The sequence below is a fragment of the Entomomonas moraniae genome, from assembly GCF_003991975.1.
In the GTDB taxonomy this organism is placed as follows: domain Bacteria; phylum Pseudomonadota; class Gammaproteobacteria; order Pseudomonadales; family Pseudomonadaceae; genus Entomomonas; species Entomomonas moraniae.
The window spans coordinates 2,723,602-2,745,264 of record NZ_CP029822.1; the positions used below are offsets into that span (position 1 = coordinate 2,723,602).

The 21,663-nt window shown below is 39.3% G+C and carries 12 protein-coding genes; 4 read left to right on the top strand and 8 right to left on the bottom strand.

The genetic code is table 11. The annotated features are described in order from the left end of the window. Positions 1–99: 99 nt before the first annotated feature. Positions 100–1,215, top strand: a complete 1,116-nt coding sequence (locus DM558_RS12655; protein WP_127164328.1) for a nickel/cobalt efflux protein RcnA — start codon at positions 100–102, stop codon at positions 1,213–1,215. 396 nt (positions 1,216–1,611) lie between these two features. Continuing rightward, positions 1,612–1,914, top strand: a complete 303-nt coding sequence (locus DM558_RS12660; protein WP_127164329.1) for a hypothetical protein — start codon at positions 1,612–1,614, stop codon at positions 1,912–1,914. Between the two features lie 90 nt (positions 1,915–2,004). On the opposite strand, the gene DM558_RS12665 is transcribed toward DM558_RS12660, so the two are convergent. Both DM558_RS12665 and DM558_RS12670 read right to left on the bottom strand, forming a co-directional pair. Beyond that, the gene (locus DM558_RS12665) at positions 2,005–5,664 is read right to left on the bottom strand and encodes an autotransporter outer membrane beta-barrel domain-containing protein (protein ID WP_164731461.1); all 3,660 of its coding nucleotides are present in this window, start codon (positions 5,662–5,664) and stop codon (positions 2,005–2,007) included. Between the two features lie 313 nt (positions 5,665–5,977). Continuing rightward, positions 5,978–6,976 (bottom strand): SMP-30/gluconolactonase/LRE family protein, encoded by a 999-nt coding sequence (locus tag DM558_RS12670; protein ID WP_164731462.1) that lies wholly within the window; start codon positions 6,974–6,976, stop codon positions 5,978–5,980. 172 nt (positions 6,977–7,148) lie between these two features. On the opposite strand from DM558_RS12670, the gene DM558_RS12675 reads away from it, so the two are divergent. Next, the gene (locus tag DM558_RS12675; protein WP_127164332.1) at positions 7,149–8,216 is read left to right on the top strand and encodes a DUF2157 domain-containing protein; all 1,068 of its coding nucleotides are present in this window, start codon (positions 7,149–7,151) and stop codon (positions 8,214–8,216) included. Between the two features lie 104 nt (positions 8,217–8,320). On the opposite strand, the gene DM558_RS12680 is transcribed toward DM558_RS12675, so the two are convergent. Both DM558_RS12680 and polA read right to left on the bottom strand, forming a co-directional pair. Further along, positions 8,321–10,234: an acyltransferase family protein gene (locus DM558_RS12680; protein WP_127164333.1), complete on the bottom strand. Its 1,914-nt coding sequence runs from the start codon at positions 10,232–10,234 to the stop codon at positions 8,321–8,323. 44 nt (positions 10,235–10,278) lie between these two features. Further along, a complete protein-coding gene (gene polA / locus DM558_RS12685) occupies positions 10,279–13,053 on the bottom strand; it encodes a DNA polymerase I (protein WP_127164334.1) in 2,775 nt (924 codons plus the stop codon). A 239-nt stretch (positions 13,054–13,292) separates the two neighbouring features. Here polA and DM558_RS12690 point away from each other — a divergent pair, with 239 nt between their 5' ends. Beyond that, positions 13,293–14,744: an anion permease gene (locus tag DM558_RS12690; RefSeq protein WP_127164335.1), complete on the top strand. Its 1,452-nt coding sequence runs from the start codon at positions 13,293–13,295 to the stop codon at positions 14,742–14,744. A gap of 62 nt (positions 14,745–14,806) precedes the next feature. Here the strand turns inward: DM558_RS12690 and DM558_RS12695 are convergent, their stop codons facing one another. The 4 genes from DM558_RS12695 to DM558_RS12710 form a co-directional block, all read right to left on the bottom strand. Further along, positions 14,807–16,048: a complex I 51 kDa subunit family protein gene (locus DM558_RS12695; RefSeq protein WP_127164336.1), complete on the bottom strand. Its 1,242-nt coding sequence runs from the start codon at positions 16,046–16,048 to the stop codon at positions 14,807–14,809. 9 nt (positions 16,049–16,057) lie between these two features. Beyond that, positions 16,058–17,707 carry an FAD-dependent oxidoreductase gene (locus DM558_RS12700; protein ID WP_127164337.1) on the bottom strand — a complete coding sequence of 550 codons (1,650 nt, stop codon included), beginning with the start codon at positions 17,705–17,707 and terminating at the stop codon, positions 16,058–16,060. Between the two features lie 8 nt (positions 17,708–17,715). Then, positions 17,716–18,360, bottom strand: coding sequence for a 4Fe-4S dicluster domain-containing protein (locus DM558_RS12705; protein WP_127164338.1), 645 nt, complete (start codon positions 18,358–18,360; stop codon positions 17,716–17,718). A gap of 447 nt (positions 18,361–18,807) precedes the next feature. Then, a complete protein-coding gene (locus DM558_RS12710; RefSeq protein ID WP_127164339.1) occupies positions 18,808–21,372 on the bottom strand; it encodes an autotransporter family protein in 2,565 nt (854 codons plus the stop codon). Between the last annotated feature and the right edge of the window lie 291 nt (positions 21,373–21,663).

Consider the following 21,663-nt stretch of genomic DNA (forward strand, 5'->3'; position numbering starts at 1 on the left):
GACAAGTTTGATTATAATCGTTTAATTATACCCGGGGGTAGTATATTTTACTGGGGGGGAGTATAATTTTTTCATCTTTACTGACGAAGAATTATTTTTATGAACGAATTCTCAACGCTTCTTCAACAAGGCAATGCATGGTTCTTTATCCCTAGTGCTATTTTACTCGGTGCACTCCATGGTCTTGAACCAGGACATTCAAAAACGATGATGGCAGCTTTTATTATTGCCATTAAAGGGACTGTTCGCCAAGCGGCAATGCTTGGGTTAGCGGCTACGGTGTCACATACGGCAGTTGTCTGGTTGATTGCTGTGGGGGGTATGTATGTTAGCCAAAAATTTACGGCTGAATCGGCTGAACCGTGGTTGCAGTTAATATCGGCGGTGGTTATTTTGGGTACAGCTTTTTGGATGTTTTGGCGGACATGGAGAGGGGAGCGCAACTGGCTACAAGAAATGGAAGAAGAGACGTCTCATCATCACTCCGATGAAGTAAAGCAGATCAATACGGATAATGGTGCAGTAGAGTTGTTTATTTTCGAGGAGGGGCAACCACCCCATTGGCGATTGCGTACACTCGATGGGCATAAATGGTTAGCGGCTGATGTTTCATTGGTGATAGAAAGAGCCGATGCACGTATTGAGGTTTTTCAATTTACCGATCGGGGGAATTATTTGGAGTCAACAATGCCCATTCCCGAACCGCATTGTTTTGATGTTCGTCTTTCGCTGGGTAATAATGAGCAGGCGAAAGTATATGATTTAATCTTTGATGAGCATGAACACTCTCATGATCATTCAGCACTTGAGGGGTTAGATATTCATTCAAAAGAGTATCAAGACGCTCACGAGCTGGCGCATGCCAATGATATTAAGCAACGCTTTACAGGGCAAACGGTCACCAATGGGCAGATTTTACTTTTTGGGTTGACAGGCGGGCTTATTCCTTGTCCTGCATCGATTACCATTTTGTTGATATGCCTCCAGTTAAAGGCTATTACACTAGGGGCTACGTTGGTGTTGTGTTTTAGCATTGGGCTGGCGCTGACACTGGTAGCTGTGGGGGTTGGTGCTGCACTGAGTATTCGTCATATTGCAAAGCGTTGGCAAGGGTTTAATACCATTGCTAAACGAGCACCTTATTTTTCCAGTGTATTAATTGCGGCGGTGGGGCTTTATATGGGCATCCATGGCTGGCTTGGTCTTGTTGGTTGATGTAATAGTTAAAGTAAATTTAAGTTAAACCGTGACGAAGTTTTTTTTAATATTCCTCATCGTTATGCTTTGCTTAAGCTGAGTGAAGCATAAAAACTGGTTTTGTAACGCTACGCTATTTTATAAAAAACTTGCTCCCTTTTATGTCTCCCCTTACAATAAATCCGCTATAGCAAAATCTATAGTGCGAGCTTGGTCGCTCGCCTCACGACAGACTGCCATTAGTTCTCTAATTGGTAGATACATTGCTTTGCCTAAAAAAATGGCGAGCTGTGTGCGGGACACTCTTCGGAGTGTGCCGATTTCTGTCGTGATCGGTCGACCAACCTGTGCACAGTTCCGCCTCCCTCTTTCTATAGCAAGGGGAGGTTTGATAAGGATAGGCAGGTACCGATTATGGTCAAGTGTGAAAAAAAACCTCTTTTTGTTCCATTAAGCCCCGCCTCGCAAGCCGTGGGTGAGAATGTGTTGTTTTTTAATGCTAATGCGTCGATGGATGCGGTGTATGAGTGCGCCAATGCAAGGTTTCAAGCCATTATTAATTTGTTGGATATGTTGCATGAGTTTAAGAGTTCATCACCCAATAATGCGGCGGTGGTTTCTAGTGTGGCCAGTTTTTTGTTGAATGATGCGAATACGTTGTTTGAGGAGTTAAGCGGTTTAGCGTTGAGTTATGATAAATCACAACTTGATGTGTAGGTTGGGCGTTTTTATTGTGTTGTGTATAAAAAAGCCCCAGTCGTTAAACTGGGGCTCTTGCGGGGTGTTTCTATAAAGTTAGGCGGTTGATTAGAACTTGTAGTTTAAGTTTAATTGACCTGCATATTCTTTATATTTGTTGTCGCCCCATGTTCCACCCACTTGTGCAGAAACACTGAATTTAGGTGTAATACTGCCCACTAAACCAACTTTGGTTTCATAGCGGTTATGAGGTACACCATTACTTAATTTCATGCCATTAAAGTTAATATCATTTTTGGCACTGTTGTTAATCCAGTTAAATTCTGCAAAGGGTTCAACAGGGTGTTGTAGTTGTATGTCTTTGGCTTGTATTCTAAGACCTACACGTGTTACTAAACCACTGCCTTTGCTGTTTGTTACATTGAGAACATTAGCTTTGTCGTAGAGGTTATCTGCATGGTAGTAGTTATAGGTTAATTGTGCTTGTGGTGTTGCTGTCCATTGTAGGTTGTCTTTAGTTCCTAACACTAAACCATAGCCAGTTTCAACGGATGTGCTCCATGTATTGCTGTCATATTTTTTGCTACCAGATACGTCTTTACCAGAGGTTTCGTTACGATACCAACCGTATTGGCTCCATGTATCAACATAAAGCCCTTTGTTTGAATCATCGTTTTGGAACCATGTGGCATAAACGCCTGCATTGTAACCTTTAACCTTTGAATCTGCTTTTGAATGAGTGTCTTCTACTGTGCTGGTGTTTTTATAATCACCGTATCCTGCCATTAAACCAACATGGAGGTTACCATCATTAAGTTTCCAAACACCAATATCACTACCCATTTGAACCATGTATAAGCGGTTTTTGTTGTTGATGCTATCACCTAAGCTACGGTAGCTACCATGAGTCATCTTGGTTCTCATCCACAAGGTGTTGAGTTGAGATGTATCTTGGCTAACAGGCATTACCAATAAGCGGTCTCTTAGTTGTTGGCTAAACATTTCTGTCGCTGCTGTTTGGTTAGCTAGGTAGCCACCAACAACAGGGTTGAAGTTGTTGTTTCTTAAGAACCAACTTTGTGAGGCTGCTCCACCCGCAGCATTTCCTTGGTATAGGCCGTATTGGTAAGCCCCATTCATGACTGGTCTACCTAGGGCAAAGGCATTGCTAGATGATGTACCGTTAACTGTAACGACTTCAATACCATTGCCTGTTAAATTACCATAGACTGAGTTGGCTGTTGGGTTCACGTAAACCTTTGTCGCGCCACCTGTACCTGTGGTTGCGTTATCTACAATTAGTCTATCGCTTGTACCTGTAGACCCGTTGAACTGGGTATTAACGATTAAACTCCCACCATTAGATACAAAGTTACCATTGCCACCATTGGTTACTTGAAGTGTGTTACCAACAAATGAAGGTGCACCTTGTGCATTGGTCGTTAGGTTAATAACGCCTGCGTTATCAAAATTAGCTACGTTGTTGAACGTGGCGGTTGTTATGGTACCTGTATTGTTTGTTTCAGCAAAACTAATGGTTCCTTTGTTATTAAAGGTGCCATTGGTACCAAAATTATTATCAATAGAGGATTTAGTGTTTGTTCCATTGAGGTTTTGTAGAACAATAGCCCCATTGTTGCTGAACGTAACAGCACCTGTACCGGTGAAGTTTGTATAACCTGTTATTTTATTGTAGTTGTCAATGGTTGTTGCCGCATTGCTTGTTCCAAAAATAGCTTGGTCGTTATCAGCACTGATGTCAGCGTAAGAGGTAAGTGTTTGATTACCTGTGGTGCTTGCCATATAGACTCCACCACCATTTGCGCCAGTCCCACCTTCAATTTTTGTATTGCCGAGGGTAATGGTATTGGTACCTGTTTGGGTGGTTGCGCTGATTGCTTGCCCGTTACCAGTGGCTTTTACTACATTGACGTTGTCAGAAACAACAATCGATGATGTCCCAGCTCCTGTTACTTGCGAACCGATTGTTTGCACTGAGCCTGTATCTGATTGCGCTGTGACAGAATTAATGTTATCTAACGTAATACTGGAATTAGCACCATTCGTTGCTACAGTATTTATAGCTGCCGCTTTACCTTGTTGGCTGACTGCGTTGATATAATCTGCATTGGTTATATTTACTGTGGCGCTGTTACCTACATTACCTGCACGAGCTAAAATCCCTATTGTTTGTTGGGCTGCTGTATTGCTTGCTGATGTTACGGCAATGTGTTTATCTGCATTATCAACGGTAATGGTGCTACTTCCATCGGTTACATTTGTTAGTATACCAATACCTTGTTTAGCATCAATATCAATATTGCCTGTGGTATTTATGTAAACATTACCTGTTGCGCCATTTTTATTGGCATAAATACCTTCAGTTTGTGCTGTGTCACCGCCTGATGTAGAGATGTCACCACCTTGATTTATAGTGATATTACCACCATTATTGGTATTGAGTGCATTTATACCATCAGCGTTGTTGCCTGTGGTTTGGATAATACCATTTTTAAAGTTGATTTCTGTACTTCCGGTACCACCACTGCTAGAGCTACCTATCGCTATACCATTGCTGCTGTTGATATTGATGGCGCTAATGTTGTTAATATCTATGAGAACATCACCACCTACAGCGTTTGTTTGGAAAAAGCCATTTGGCCCATTAGCACCTTGAGTAGCGTTGTTGCCTGTAACAGAGATGGTGCCGTTGGCATCATCATAGGTAATGATACCTTTTCCTTGAGTTTGGTTGTTTAGTGCAACAGCCGTACCAGCAGAAGCCCCTGTACTATCAAGGGTAATATTGCCTGAAACGCTTAATTTTTGATCATCGGTTGCAGTAGTGTCTGTAGCATTGACTATGATGCCGTTAGCATTCGCACCTGTAATAGTGATATCACCTGTGGATGTTACATCTTCTGTGCCAGCGTTTACTTTTATTGCTGTACCATTGCTACCTATTATATTTATTGTCCCTTGATTGATAACGGTTGCTTTTTTGAGAGAGCTATTGACATTCACACCTACTTTCGAACCTGATGCTTGTTCTGCATTAATAGTAATATTACCATTGTTTTGTAAGAATGCATTTTGTCGGGCATTTAAATTTAGTCCTGACATTGAGTTATTCGATGTAGTGGTGTTATTTAATGTGATTTGGCTATTTTGGTCTGTCGTAACACTAACTTCACGGCCCGCAGCAACGACACCATTTGAGCTACTTCCTGTGCTTACGTTTATGTTGCTACCACTTTGTAAGTTGATATTTACTTTACCGTTTCCAGTAGCTAAGTCTCCATAGTTTTCTGCTAATATTCCGTTTGTCCCAGAGGTGCTTGTGCTAGTGGAATTGATCGAGAGGCTACCTGCATTATTTACAGTGACAGTTGCATTAGGTGAATCTGAGCGTATATAAAGTCCAGTGGCAACACCGGCTGTTTGTACTGAAACAGTTGATTGGTCATCAACGGATAAAGTTAAGTCTCCATAATCTTGGCCCGAGAGACTTAATGTACCATTGTTACCACCGATACTAACGGCTGATGGCCATGATATGCCAGATAGTTGACCACCTGTTACCGATACTTGGGTATTTTTGACTTCTAGATTATTAGTAGCAGTACCCCCTTCTGCTATAGGCGAGGTTACAGTTTGATTTTCATAGACGACAGTATTTGTTGCCGCTGATGAGGTGTTAGTGAAAGTGAGGGGCGATAAAGAAATCATAACAATAGATATTGTTAATTTGTTTAGACTATGGCGCATGTTACTCTCCATCGTGTCGACCACGAATATCCGTATATAATGTAAAAGACTAGTATGATTATACTAAAGTATAAAAAAGGAAAATATTATATCGTTTTTTGTTTTTTGTGTAGTAAAAATTGAGAGTAAAAGGGGCTATTCTTACTTTTTTAAGATACTGGTTTGGCTTTTGTTCATTTTTGAGTTTTTATTAGGGATGATTTAGAGCCATGAATATTAAACTTGTTATATAAGTGCCTAAAGCAAAATAATTGTTTTAGTATTATTAAATAGGGTCTTGTTACGTTTGGTATAACGAGACCCCGCGAGGTTATTATTTTATGCCTTGTACGGCTACCTCTAAGCGATAAAGTGTATTGCTTCCTGTGATATAAGCAACGTTTTTACCATTGGGAAGCTGGTTGAAAATGATATTAGCAACGGTTGTGGGGAGTTTTATGCTGCCTATTTCCTTACCATCCGGCGCGAAAATATGAATATATTCTCCACCCGTTACCCAGATATTACCTTTCTCATCTACTGCGATTCCATCAGGAACACCTGTGGTGATATTGGCCAAGTCTCTACCATTGGAAAGGTTTTTGTTATTGTCTATATCGTAAGCGACAAGGTGATGACGTAGTGAATTGTCGTTAGGGTTGTGACCAAGTTGTGAGTCGGCTATATAGAGTGTTTTTTGGTCTGGACTTAAGGCTATGCCATTAGGTGTTTTTACTTCTGGGGTATTTAAGCGAACAATTTTTTGTGTTTCAGGATTGTAGCGATAACTAAATTCACCACCGGCTACTGGGTTACCACCGTAACCTTCTTCTTTCTTAAGTATGCCAAAGGTTGGGTCAGTAAACCAAATTTCGCCCTCTTTATCAACAATTAGGTCGTTGGGACTGTTGAGTTTTTTATCTTCATATAAGTCAACTAATACACGCCATGAACCATCTGTTTCTTGTCTCTCAATAGCTCTTTTTCCGTGGGATGCTGCAAGGATATGTCCTTTGTTATCCATCGCATGCCCGTTGTGGAATTGAGCAGGGTAGAGCCACGTTGTGGTGCCTTCTTTTTCGCTCCATTGTAAAACACGGTTATTGACAATATCGCTCCAGATAACACTGTTATCTTTTAATACGAGCGGGCCTTCACTCCATTTTGCGTTACTCTCTAATATCTCTAATTTCGCTTGAGCTGGAATCAGTTGTTGCAGTGCCTCTGAAGTTTTAGTTGCTACTTTAAAATCAGCTGTGGGATGAGTTTCTGCGAATGCTTGTGATGATAAGCTGCCAGCTACTACTAGAGCGAGTAATCCTTGTTTAAACATTGTGTTTCTCTCCATTGTCAATTTTATAAAAATAGTATAACGAATAATATTAACAACCTGTTGTTTAATAGGGCTAATTTTATTTCATTATATGATTTTTATAAATGGATACTTCTAATCTATTGGCTATTATAGTACATTAATTAAAACGATCGTTTATTGGTGGGATGTTATGCAAGTAAAACGTAAAGATTTAGAAAAAGCGGTTGAAATAGATATTCTTTCCTCAAGTCAGGCAGAGTCTTTATGGTCTTTTTTAAGAGCTCAAAATAAGGATATTCCTAGTTTTCAGATGACGCATATTCTTTACTATTTTGGTGGTATGATTGCTATTGGTGCTATGTCTCTTTTCATGACATTAGGATGGGAACGCTTTGGTGGTTTTGGTTTGTTTGTTATCTGTGTGATATACGCCATTTTGTTAATTATCCTGACAGAGGTGTTTTTAATACGTCAGCTAGTCATTCCCGCAGGTATTTTTGCAACATTGGTTGTGGTGTTGGTGCCATTAGCTGTTTATGGTTTGCAAGCCAGTTTGGGTTATTGGGACGATCATACAAGTTATCGCAATTATCACCGCTATATTGATTGGCGTTGGGCGATTATGGAGTTGTCTACGTTAGCCATTGGTGTGTTTATGGTTTATCGCTATCGTTTGCCTTTTTTGGTTATGCCTGTTGCTGTTACTCTTTGGTATATGAGTATGGATTTAGCGCCATTATTTGTACAATTATTTGGTTGGGTGCATGCAAAGGATGATTTTTTTGGTAGTTATTGGGAGTTAAAACAAAATATCTCTCTATGGTTTGGTTTATGGATGATAGCCGTTGCTTTTATTGTCGATATTAAAAATAAGACATCTAAAGATTTTTCTTTTTGGTTGTATTTTTGGGGTGTTTTAGCATTTTGGGGGGCTTTGAGCTCAATGCATTCAGACAGTGAATTAAGTAAGTTCTTTTACTGTTGTATTAATGTCCTGATGATTTTTGTAGGGGCGATGATCGGTAGAAAAGTATTTGTTGTATTTGGTGGGTTAGGGGTCGCTTTTTATTTGGGGCGTTTGTCCTATGTTGTTTTTGAGGATAGTATCTTATTTCCCTTTGCATTGACGTTTATAGGTTTACTCATTGTCTCTATGGGTATTTATTGGCAACGCCATGAGGAGCGAATACATCATGTGCTGAAACAAATTTTACCTCTACAGTTAAGGATATTGCTGGAGAAGAGTAGTATGAATTAATTCTACATGAATAAATAAGGCTAGGTCAGTTCGATAACATCTAGCCTTGTTTTATGATAGAAAAATTAATGAGCTTGCTCCTATGATAAGCAATTCCTACCTGATTAATTAAGTATTTGTTTAAAGAGTGGTTCTAAAAACTTTATTCCATAGTGACTTAAATGATTATCATCGAAATATAAAGGTTTGTTGTCATTCGTTAAGAGGCATTCTTTGCCATTAGGGCATAAATAAGGAACAGGATCGAGTAGTTGAATGCCACAATCACGTTTTGCCTGTTCCATGACTTCTATAACAAACAAGCTTTCTTCTTGATATTTTTTAATAGAAGATTTTAATGATATGTTTTTAGATGTGATTAAAGAAATAGTCATTTTTTTAGGAACATTGTACTCAGGCGTTGGAATAGGCTTTAGAACATAGACAGGTCTAATCTTTGCTATATCGCACATTGTTTTAATATAGGCCTCACGATATTGCTTTTTGAAGTCATCCAAGTCATTTGCAGGATGGGTAATATAAAATAATTGATCTTTATCTTTAAAATAAGAAGTTAGATAATTAATAAAAATCACCGGTGTATTTTGATAGTTGTCTTTATTTTCTAATAAAGAAACTTTATCTTTAATGAAATTTTCACAGCTCGCTCTTGGTTGATAAAAATGCACACCCTTAATAATAGGACAAGCCATGCTTGCCCAGTATAATGCGCTCCCTTTTGTATTGGTTTCATAGATTGCAGGGAATAAGGCGCCAGCATGGCTATCACCAAGAACAATTAGTTTTATGGGGCCATTTCCTTTTCGGCATTCTGGAAATGAGGAAGTATAGTGTTTATCTAATAAACATTGTTTTGTTATTTCGGTATTTTTGTGTGCAACAATGTCATCGATTGATCTAAATGTATCTGAGAATAAAAAGTTATTTCTTGCTAGCTTGCTGTGTTTTACAAATGATCCCATTGAAGCGGCTGATATCAGTACAAATAAGATAATAAGTAAATATTTAATGACTTCAAACAGTTTGTTTGCTTTTAATTTAAAGCGTATTTCAATAAAGTAATAAGAAACTAAACCCAGTAAGAAAGATACTAAAATTCCTATCATTACAAAAATTGCATTTGTTAAATAACCGGTGATGTATAAGAGCACAGCAACTGGCCAGTGCCATAAATAGACAGAGTATGAAATTTTTCCTATGCCTTGAGCTAACGGATTATTAAGGATCATATTATCTTGCATAGAGTAAAGTACAAGCACTGAACCTATGATAGGAATGATTGCTAAAGAGCCTGGCCAATGTTTATTGGTTAGAAAAATAATAGAACCAACAATAATGGATAAACCAATCCAATTGAGAGTTTTTTTGTATTTTTCGTTTATATTTAATGGATATAAAAATACTAATCCGCCTGCTAGCATTTCCCAAGCTCGAGTTGGTAATAGATAGAAAGCAGCCGCAGGGTTGATGGGTGTGTAAACCACAGATGTAATAAAAGAGCTAACAGCGATAAAAGCGAGTATTTTTTTAGTTAAGGGTAGTCGAAAGAGCTTTATTAAAACTAAAATAATGATGGGATATAGTAAATAAAACTGCCATTCTACGGATAGTGACCATGTGTGTAGTAGCCAGTTTTCTTGCGCTATAGTGCCAAAATAATCAGTTTCTTTGTAAAAAGCTAAGTTGGAAATAAATAAGATAACTTTTCTAACGAGTTGCATTAGTTCTCTATAATCAGGTGTTAACAAATAAAAGTAACCCATAATTATAAAAAATACGCAAAGTACGGCGAGTGCAGGTATGATTCTTCTAGCTCTATGTAAATAGAAGTCAATTAAGGAAAATTGCTCTTTTGCTAAGCGAGTAAAAATAATACTGGTCATTAAATAGCCAGAGATAACAAAAAAGATATCTACACCAGAAAAACCGCCAGAAAAACCAGTTATTCTAAAATGATATAAAACTACGGCTAGTACAGCAAATGCTCTAAGCCCATTAATATCTTTCCTAAATCGCATTTACTACTCCGTAATTAAAAAATTTGAGCATAATCTTTTTATTGTTAATGGGCTTCATCCCAGTTATTGCCGATGCCTACATCGACAACTAACGGTACAGAAAGTTCTGCTGCTTCTGCCATAAGCATTTTTATTTTATCTGAGATTGATTGTGTTAAATCTTCGCGAACCTCTAATACAAGTTCATCATGTACTTGTAGAATGACTTTTGCATCAATTTTCTCTTGTTGTAGCCATGTGTCTACGTTGATCATTGCACGTTTGATGATATCGGCAGCTGTTCCTTGCATAGGGGCATTAATAGCGGTACGTTCTGCTGCTCGGCGAGTATTAGCATTGCTTGATTTGATGTCGGGTAGGTAGAGGCGACGCTTGAAGAGAGTCTCCACGTAACCTTTTTCTGCTGCTGATTCTCTTGTTCTCTCCATATAAGAAAGAACACCAGGGTATTGGGTAAAGTATTTATCAATATATTCTTGTGCTTCTTTTCGATCGACACCTATTTGTTTAGCTAAACCAAATGCGCTCATGCCATAAATGAGCCCAAAGTTAATGGCCTTGGCTTTACGGCGTTGGTCTGCAGTAACTTGATCAACACTAACACCAAACACTTCGGCGGCGGTGGCTTTATGAACATCTAGGCCATGTTTAAATGCATCCAGCAAACCTTTGTCTTGTGCTAGGTGTGCCATAATTCTAAGTTCTATTTGTGAGTAGTCAGCAGCGAGCAGTTTGTAGCCTTTGGGCGCAATAAATGCTTGGCGAATACGACGTCCTTCAGGTGTACGAATGGGAATGTTTTGTAAGTTAGGATCGCTGGAAGACAAACGCCCTGTAGCAGTAACTGCTTGGTGATATGAGGTATGAATACGTCCTGTTCTTTGGTTGATTTGCTCAGGTAAGCGGTCTGTATATGTTGATTTTAATTTACTTAAACTACGATACTCCATAAGGACTTCTGGTAACTCATAGCCCTGTAAGGCAAGCTCAGCTAATACGGCTTCTGCAGTCGACGGTTGACCCGTGGCTGTTTTACTGATAACAGGTAGCCCGAGTTTAGTATAGAGAATTTCACCAAGCTGTTTGGGTGAGCCCATGTTGAAAGTTTGCCCTGCTAATTCAAAGGTTTTACTTTCAAGTGCAATCATTTTTTCGCCAAGCTCTTGGCTTTGCGTGGCTAGTAGTTTAGCGTCTACTAATGCCCCATTGCGCTCAACTCTTGCTAACGCTGGGATGAGTGGGATTTCTATGTGGGTGAGTACTTCTGCTTGATTAGGCTCTTGTTGAAGTTTGGCCCAGAGTGTTTCGTGAAGACGTAAGGTGATATCTGCATCTTCTGCTGCGTAAGGGGCTGCCTGTTCTAGACTGATTTGGTTAAAGGTGAGTTGCTTAGCGCCTTTACCTGCAATATCTTCAAATTTAACGGTTTGCTCATTGAGATAGTTGTTGGCTAGTGTATCCATATCATGACGTGAACCCGTAGCATCAAGGATATATGATTCCATCATAGTGTCATATTTGACACCTTGTACATCGATATTGTAATGATTTAATACATTGATATCGTATTTAGCATGTTGACCTACTTTGGCTTTGTTGGGGTTTTCTAAAATAGACTTTAGTTTAGCTACAACATCATCACGCGATAGCTGTTTTGGTGCTCCCATATAGTCATGGGCAACAGGAATATAGATAGCTTGATAAGGCTTTATAGAAAAGGATAAACCGACTAACTCGGCTTGTTGTGCATCAACACTGGTTGTTTCGGTGTCAAACGCAATGAGTTCAGCCATGTTCAGCTTTTCAACCCATGCATTGAGTGTGGCTGTATCGGTGATCATTTGATAATCACGTACATTAGATACTTCTTTTTCTATAGGCTTAGTTTCTTCGTTTAAAAAGATTTCACCTTGTTGCATTTTTACTTGCTGTTGCTTGGGGGTTTTACGAAGAAGTACATCAAGCCATTGTTTAAACTCTAATACTCTGTACAGTTCGATCAACGTTGTAGCATCTTCTTCCGAGCGATTAAGTTCGTTGATGGTGATATCTAATTCTACATTGGTTTTGATGGTAGCTAATTGATAAGAAAGGTAGGCCATTTCTTTATGCTCCTCTAACTTAGTGGGCAGTGATTTTGCCCCACGAATCGGTAAGTTAGGAATTTGGTCTAAATGGCTGTAAATTGTATCCAATCCACCGTGTAAGCCTTGGATCAGGCCAGCAGCTGTTTTTTCTCCTACCCCTGGCACACCCGGGATGTTGTCAGATTTATCGCCCATGAGTGCTAAAAAGTCGATAATAAACTTGGGCTCAACGCCAAATTTATCAACTACACCTTGAGGATCTAGCCTTGTACCTGACATTGTATTGACGAGTGTGATTTTATCGTTTACAAGCTGTGCCATATCTTTATCACCTGTTGATATAACCACAGGGCGCTCTGTTTTTTCAGTCGCAATAGCAAGTGTTCCTATGACATCATCCGCCTCTACACGATCCACGCATAATAGAGGAAACCCCATGGCTTTAACACATTGGTGTAAAGGTTCTATTTGTGAGCGCAAGTCATCTGGCATGGGAGGACGATGTGCTTTGTAATCGGCAAATAACTCATCTCGAAAGCTACCCCCTTTGGCATCGAAGACGACGGCGATAGGGCTGTCAGGGTATTGTTTAACAAGGCTTTTCAACATGTTAATTACCCCTTTTATTGCACCGGTAGGCTGGCCATTGGCGGTGGCTAACGGAGGAAGTGCATGGTAAGCTCGATAAAGATAAGAGGAACCATCAACTAAAACGAGAGGGGCTTGTGACATAAAATGACCTTTGCTCTATTATTTTAAAATGTGTATATGGAGCTATTATAAATGATAATAGCTAGGTATTGAGCATAAATCCGTTTTGTTTTTTAGTATTAAGTGGTGTAAACGTGTAATAGATAGAGAGTTAATGTAAATCAATAAAGATTACAATACAAATAAAGGTATCGAAATTTTTTTTTACATTATTTTAATTGTTGGTAAAATAGCCGTCAATTATGTCACAGGCCTTGTATATGAAAAAAACTCTTCTTTCGTTTAGTCCAATTATTGTTGCAGTAATTACCATGCTGATTCCAGCACCAGAAGGCCTTAGCCCTCATGCGTGGTATTTTTTTGCAATTTTCCTCGGTTGTGTGGTGGGGCTAATTTTAGAACCATTACCCGGTGCTGCGGTCGGTTTTATTGGTGTGGCTGTGATTGCACTATTCGCTAACTATGTTTTATTTAGTCCGGAACAATTGGCTGAGCCTGGCTTTAAGTCAGCGAATAAGGCATTTGAATGGGCTGTTTCAGGCTTTACAAACTCAACGGTTTGGTTAATCTTTGGTGCATTCATGTTTGCCTTGGGTTATGAAAAAACAGGGTTGGGGCGTAGAATTGCTTTAATATTGGTTAAATCATTAGGTAAGCGTAGTTTAACCTTAGGGTATGCGATTATGATTGCTGATGTGGCACTTTCTCCTTTTACCCCTTCTAACACAGCGCGTAGTGGCGGCACTATTTATCCAATTATTAGCAACTTACCTCCTCTTTATGGTTCTAAGCCTAATGATCCTTCAATGAAGAAGATCGGTACGTTCCTTATGTGGACAGCTATTGCTTCAACCTGTGTAACGAGCTCATTGTTTTTAACTGCTCTTGCCCCTAACTTATTAGGTATTAGTATTGCAACTAAAACAACGGGTATTACTATTACGTGGATGGAGTGGTTCTATGCTGCTGCACCTGCTTGTATCTTGTTGGTTATTATCACGCCTTTCTTATGTTATATGTTTTGTCCTCCAGAAATTAAGTCAGGAGATGCAATTCCAGACTGGGCTGCTACAGAGCTTAAAAAACTGGGTGGTTTAACAGCAAAAGAAGTTTTATTACTTGTGTTTGTTGTGATTGCGTTGATGCTATGGATTTTTGCAGATAAATATGTGGCTGCTGCCCTTGTTGGTATGCTTGTTATCTCCGCTATGCTACTTTGCAAAGTGATTACGTGGAATGATATTTTATCTAATAAAGCTGCATGGAATACATTTGCTTGGTTCGCCACATTAGTAGCATTGGCTGATGGATTAAGTAAAGTGGGCTTTGTTGATTGGTTTGGTGGCTTAATGGGAGCCCATATTAATGGTTTCTCACCTATTATGGTAATGGTTATCCTCACCATTGTATTTTATCTGTTGCATTATTTCTTTGCTAGTACGACAGCCCATGCCACAGCGTTATTACCTGTTATTTTAGGTGCTGCTAGCCATGTGCCAGGGCTTGATATGCATACATTCTTATTGATTTTATTACCTACATTAGGACTTATGGGAATTATTACTCCGTATGGTACTGGTCCAAGCCCTGTTTATTATGGTAGTGGTTACTTACCAAGTAAATTATGGTGGTTGTTAGGGCTTGTATTTGGTTTACTATTCTTGGTTGTTTGGTTAGTTATTGGTGTACCTTGGGTACTATTTATTGCTTAATTGCCATAACTAGTAAAAAGGGTCAATATTAATTGACCCTTTTTTTATGACCGATAAAAATATTAGTCAATAAGTTGGCCTTGGTATTCCTCTTTAAATTGTTGTAATGAACTACTTACAACAGTTGCCGCACCATCAATTAACGCACAGCGACCACTTCTAGGTAGCAAAGTACAAAGACTTTCTAATGCATGTAAGTCTGTTTGAAGTCCAGAGCCTGTATCAATGCGGCGTAATAAACGAGATAGCTGATAGGTTCCTGTCTTACAAGAAGTACATTGGCCACAAGAGCCAGCAGCAAAGAAGTCAACATACTCCGCTACTTTACGTACAATGCTCGTTCCTTCAGAGATAACAATCATTGCTCCTGTACCAAGGCTAGATCCTTTGGCTTTTAATGAGTCAAAGTCCATGCAGACATCTAAGTCTTCATTGGTAAGGAGTGTATTCGAAGGCCCCCCAGTGAAAACGGCTTTAAAAGGAGATGAGCTTAGCATACCGCCGCCATAATTAAAAACCAACTCACGTAAGGTTGTACCCATTGGTAACTCATAAAGACCAGGTTTTAATACATCACCTGACAGGGAGAATAGCTTGGTTCCTGATGCATTGCCAATACCAAGCTCGTTATACCATTTTGCACCATTTTTTAGAATATGAGTGACCGTTGCAAAGGTTTCTACATTATTAATCAATGTAGGCATACCATGAACACCGCTCTCAAATGGATAAGGAGGTTTTTGGCGTGGGAAAGGGAAACCGCCTTCTACAGTAGAAATAACCGCCGTTTCTTCTCCTCCAATATAACGTCCAGAGCTTTTGACAATTTTTAACTCAAGAGGTCTTTTTAAGTAGCTTTCTATTTCTGTAAACAATGGGTTCTTTATCCATTGTTCAACGGCTTTAGACATCGACTCAATAGCATCTGCTTGGTGTGGATTGATATAAAGATAAACATGATTAGCGTTAGTTGCTATGGCAGCAATTAATGCACCTTCAATAATTTGATGAGGTGTTTCTTTTAATAGATAACGGTCTTTAAAAGTTCCAGGCTCATCTTCATTCCCATTACAAAGAATGTATTTTTCCTCGTTGATTTGGTCAGCAACCGCTTTCCATTTTCTATAAGTTGGGAAGCCAGCACCGCCCATACCACGTAAATCAGAATTTTCAATTATATTAATAATACTATCTGGATCTTTTAATGCGTTTTTTAGGCCAAGTCCACCATGTTCGCTTAGCCATTGATTAAGATCTGCACCAATACGTGTTTTGGCAGTTAATAATACAGGTTCAAATGTCATAATCTTATCCTAGTGGCTATCGTTGTTACTTTTTACTGAGTGTTTAGTGCGAGTTCTTAAGCTGATTTCTTTATGAAAATCAAAGTTGCCATATTCAGGAAATAAAATCGGCCCGTAAACATCCGTAGGTACATTAGATAAGATCAACTCACGTTGCCAGTTGTAAAGATGGAAAAGTCCTACTTTAGGTGCAGGGTATTGGTTAGCTGTTAATGCAGCATGTTCACCTGCACGACGCCCAAAGGTAATAATTTCTTGTAAGGCGTTACCCATCATACGGTTACGACCATGGATACCACCGCTCATTTCCCCAACGCAATAAAGGTTAGGAACAGTCGTCATACCATTTTCATCAATCACTACGCCACCATTTTGATAATGCAATGTAGGACGTACCATGACAGGTTCTTTAGTTAAATCGATATCACATTGTTTACCTAAATGACTAAGGCTGACTAAACGATCTTTTAAAATACCCGGATTACGACGTTCTAAATCCGGTACATCTAAGAATACGCCAACCTTTCCTTCTCTCTCAACACCACGGCCTTCCGCACATTCTCTTAATATGGCAGAGGAAACAATATCTCTAGGTAGGAGTTCATCAATAAAGCGCTTACCTTCACCATTGACCAAGTAAGCACCTGCGGAGCGTGCAGCTTCAGAAATAAGACCACCTAAACGGAATGATGGCCAAGCGACACCCGTTGGATGGTATTGGTATGAGTCTATTTCACGTAGTTTAGCACCAATACGGTAAGCTAAAACCATACCGTCAGCCGTGGCGCCATAGTGATTAGAAGTTGGGAAGTTATTAAGATGTAAGCGTCCTGTACCTCCTGTGGCCAAAATAACTTTACTGGCTCGTACTAACATAAAGCGGTGGGTGCTTAAATCATAAACAACGCCACCTACACAGTTACCATCTTCATCAGAAAGTAGTTCAACGAGTGGGCAACGATTCCATACAATAATGCGTTCGTCGAGCTCAACAGCTTCGCGTAGTACACGCATCATTTCAACACCTGTATAGTCTTTAAAAGACAAAATACGTGCGCGTGTTGCTCCCCCCGGTTTTTTTCTTAGTAATTTGCTAGAAAGGGATGATGTATCTTCTCGATCAAAGCTCATGCCTTGCTCAATTAGCCAACGAATAGTTTTTGGTGCTGAGATAGCAAGTTGTGCAACCAGCTTTTTATCAGCACATAAATGGCCTGCTTTTAATGTGTCTGTATAGTGGGTTTGCGGGCTATCATCTTCACCTACGGCGGCTTGAATGCCTCCTTCCGCCATGACCGTGTTACTGTCACCAATTCTAAGTTTTGTAGCTAAAATGACTTTACGCCCTGCGGCTGAAACTTCTAATGCGGCAGCGCAGCCTGCCCCACCAGCCCCAACCACTAATACTTCGGTGTTGATGACTAAAGCACCCGCTAAGTCGGCATCGGTAATGGGGGCATTACTTTGTAAAAGTTTTGCTAAAGTTGTTGGGCATGCATCACCTTTATTTGCACCAACTACTAGTTTTTGTGTGCTGCCTTCTTGATAGTCAGGATGATATTTTTTGAGTAGTGATTGTTTATCTGTAAGCTCTGGGGGAGAAGCATAATCAGATTTTCTTAAATTTGCTAATGCTTGTTCGTACGCTATACCAGCCATAATTCCTCCTACTTAATTTCTGCATCAAGATCAATGGTCATTTCACCAGAGTCAATCTGATGTAAGCGGCGTAGTAGGTCGCTTGGACGCAATGTCATGGCTGTTGTTAGGCGTCTAACATAAGTACCTAAGTGATTTGGTGAAATCATTTCAGGGCAAGCAATGGTACAAAGATTACACATAATGCATTCATTAAAAATAGCTGCTGCATTTAAATCACCCTCAGCAGCCATATTGACGCCTTTTTGTACTTCAAGGTGTTTAGGGCAAGCATTATCACATCCGCCGCAATGTCTGCAGTGTTTTGCTTCAGGAAATACTTCATTGATACGTTGGAGGATATTCCAACTTTTACCTTCCCAGTCATTTGTTTTATAAACATGCTGACGATGATTAACTGGAAGGTGGTCTAAGAAGCTGACTTGTAGACCTTCTTCAACTTTTGTTTCACAGGCCAAAGTAGAGATTATTTTTTTTTCATCTTGTCGTCTTACTAAAACCCGACAAGAGCCACAAACGCCTTGGCCAGAACAGCCAATATTGTCTGTGACCGTTTCACCCGACTTCATGACGGCCTCTAAAATAGAGCATCCTTCATCGGCTTTTAATTGTTTACCATTAACGACTAAGCTAACACAGTTATTTTCTTTCATGATGATCCTAGAATAATGAATCAAATTTTAGTTATACACCCTGCTACTATACGCGATATTAGTTATTTAAATAATAAGTCTAATTAACTAAGGTTATTTTTTTGTAGAAAAAAGTAAATTTATTGATATTAAACAAATATTTTTACAGACGAGGTTTGTGTTAGGCAGACGGTTGCTATTCTAATTTTTTATAACTAATGACTATAGCATTTGACTGTATAATATTCTAAAGCGCTATTCAGCAATAAATTTATCAAAGTAAAAGAAATAAAGTACTCGTTACAATCGATGATACAATTGTTGTTTATGTGGGTAGTCTTGTTTGATGAGATATATGCTGTTGAGGTCATAAAGAAGAAAAATATACCCAAATAGTTTAAGCCGGCTTAAATGATAAAAAAGCTAGCTACCTTAAATGAAGTGCTAGCCTTTAATGGTCATTAGACATTAAAACTTATAGTTAACATTCAACTGCCCTTGATAGTTACTAAAGCTGTTATTACCCCATTGACCCCCCATTTGAGCTGATACACTCCATTGTTTGTTAATGTTGCCCTGTAGTCCTATTTTGGCTTCTAAGCGATCTTTAGCAAAACCATCTTTGTAGGATTTTCCATTGAAGTCAAGCTCGTTCTTAGCCGTAGTGTCTAGCCAGTTAACTTCTATGAAGGGTTCTATCAGGTCTTTTTGTATACCACGAGCATGGAAGCGTACACCTAGGCGTGTGTCTAGCCCACTGGCGTTGTTGTTGGTGATGCTGAGGTTGTTTTTGTCGTGTTGGTTGTCTGCATCGTAGTGGTTGTAGGTAAATTGTGCTTGTGGTGTTGCTAGCCATTGGTAGTCGCCACTCTCGGTAAGTGGTATGCCATAGCCAAGTTCAACGGAGTTGCTCCATACGGTGCTGTTGTATTTTTTTGTGCCTTGTTGGGCTTCACCTGAGATTTCATTACGATACCAGCCCATTTGGCTCCAGAGGTCTACGTATAAGCCTAGGTTGGTGTCTTGGTTTGCGAAGTAGGTGCCATAAACACCGGTGGTATAGCCTTTAACTTTGCCATCTGTTTTGGTGCCAGTACTGTCTGATTTGTTGGTATTTTTGGCATCACCATAGCCTGCCATCATGCCGAGGTGGAAGTAGCCACCATTGTCAAGAGCCCAGACGTTTAGGTCTCCTCCCATTTGGAGGCTGTAGCTACGGTTGCGGTTGTTGAGTTGCCCATGAACGCTGTCGTAGCTTCCGTGGGTCATTTTGGTTCTCATCCAGAAGAGGCTTTTGGATGCATCGTTGTTTTTGCCATCTGAGGAGGAGATGAGTCGATCAAAGAGGGTTTGTTGGAACATTTGGACAGCGGCTGTTTGATTCGCTAGGTAAGCACCTATGGCTGGGTTGTATTGGATGATACCATTTCCACCAGCGTTGCCTTTGTAGTAGCTTGATAGATACCAGCTGTCATCGCTTTGACCTTGACCAAGAGTATACTCATAAGCACCTGCGACCACTGGGCGGCCTAGTTGGAATGCATCACTAGAGGAGGTTCCTTGTACTTCAACTACTTTGATGCCATTTCCTGTGGTGAGTTGTCCTAAATTCGCTGTACTGGCAGTTGGTGTGATATAAAGATTTGTTGCTCCACTGCTTGTGGTCACATTGCCATTGACGATGATAAGATCACTGGTTCCTTGACCACCGTTGCTGGAGGCATCATCTAATAGTGTGTTTAGGTAGATGCTACCCCCATCTGAAACATAGTTACCATTGATAGTAAATGTATCACCAACAAGGTTATTGGCTCCGGTAGAGTTTTTACCTGTTAAATCAATAATGCCTGAGTTGTTGAGGGTGGCTACATTGAATATAGCATTGGTGGCTGTGCCATCGAAGTTTTCGTCAGCAAATTTGATGGTGCCTGCATTACTAAATGTACCGCCACTAAACTCGTTAGTTATGGTGTTTTTTGTAGTACCATCAGCGCCAAAATTTCGCATATTCCAGAGGCTACCAGCTTCATTATTTAATACAAGTTGTGCTTTTCCTGTTGAGGTAACATAACCTGTTATTTGTCCTTGGTTATTAATGGTTACTTGATTCCCAGTATCAACTTTAATCGCTGTGTCATTACCCGAATCGATAGTAACATTGTTACCAATATTTACGGTATAAGAAGCATTGGCATTATTGTTAGTTGAAAAGTAAAGCCCTGCTGAGTTATAGACAGAAGAGTCACCGTAACCACCTGATAGTTTAACGGAACCTGTTGCACTATTGTTGTAAGAGCCAATAGTGGCTTGGCCATTATTGCCACCAGAGGTGATAGCAAGGGCTGATCCCAAACCTGATTGAACATCAACATCTATTTGATTATAGCCGCTATTGCCTAATTTTACATTTGCAGCATTGCCATAGTTAATAACGCTTATGCCATGATGTAAGTTATTGGTAACATTATTAGCATTAGTGGTAATATCTAGTGAGGCACTATTGATATTAGTGTCTACTATACCTCCTCCAGTTATATCAATACCTGTACCTCCATTCGTTTTAATTGAGCCCGTTGCATCAAAATTAACCCAAGTATTGGTTGTGTAAAGATGGATAGCGTCAGCCCCTGTTCCATTGGGTGTATCGATAGTGATATTTAAATTATCGTGGAGATTATAGTGGCCATTGCCATTAGACTGAAAGATAATACCTTTACCTGCTTTATCACCGCTCAAATTAATAATGTTATTGCCAGTGGCATTAAGTGTTTGAGTTCCATTATTGTTGCCAGCCCATACATTGACAACACTGTTATTGTAGTTATTTAATGTGATGTTTGAATCATTCAAATTGACCGTGACGGTATTATTGGTAGCAGGTATGTAATAACCCTTGTCTAAATTATTAAGATCAACGGTTTCAGGATTTTTATTACTTGAACACGTATAACTTGTAGTATTTTCTGTACAAGTCATGCCATAACTAAAAATAGGGGTAATCCCTAAAAAACCAATTAATATTTTGCTAAACATACGCTACAACCTATAATATCAAATATAAATGCGGGTAAATCAACAGTTGATAAATATGGCTATGGAAGCGAAAGTGGATTTACCTTTTGACTAAAAGCTCGTGATTTAATTTAAATTCCATTTAACTAATAAGATTTATTAAAAAGTAAACGGTATATTATGTGATATTCACTGCACTTTTATAATTATACTACTAATAATTAGATTATATTTAATAAAAGACAGATTTTTATGGATTTGTGATGAATATTGTGTTGATTTTAATAAAAGGCTAGCAAAACACTAGCCCTT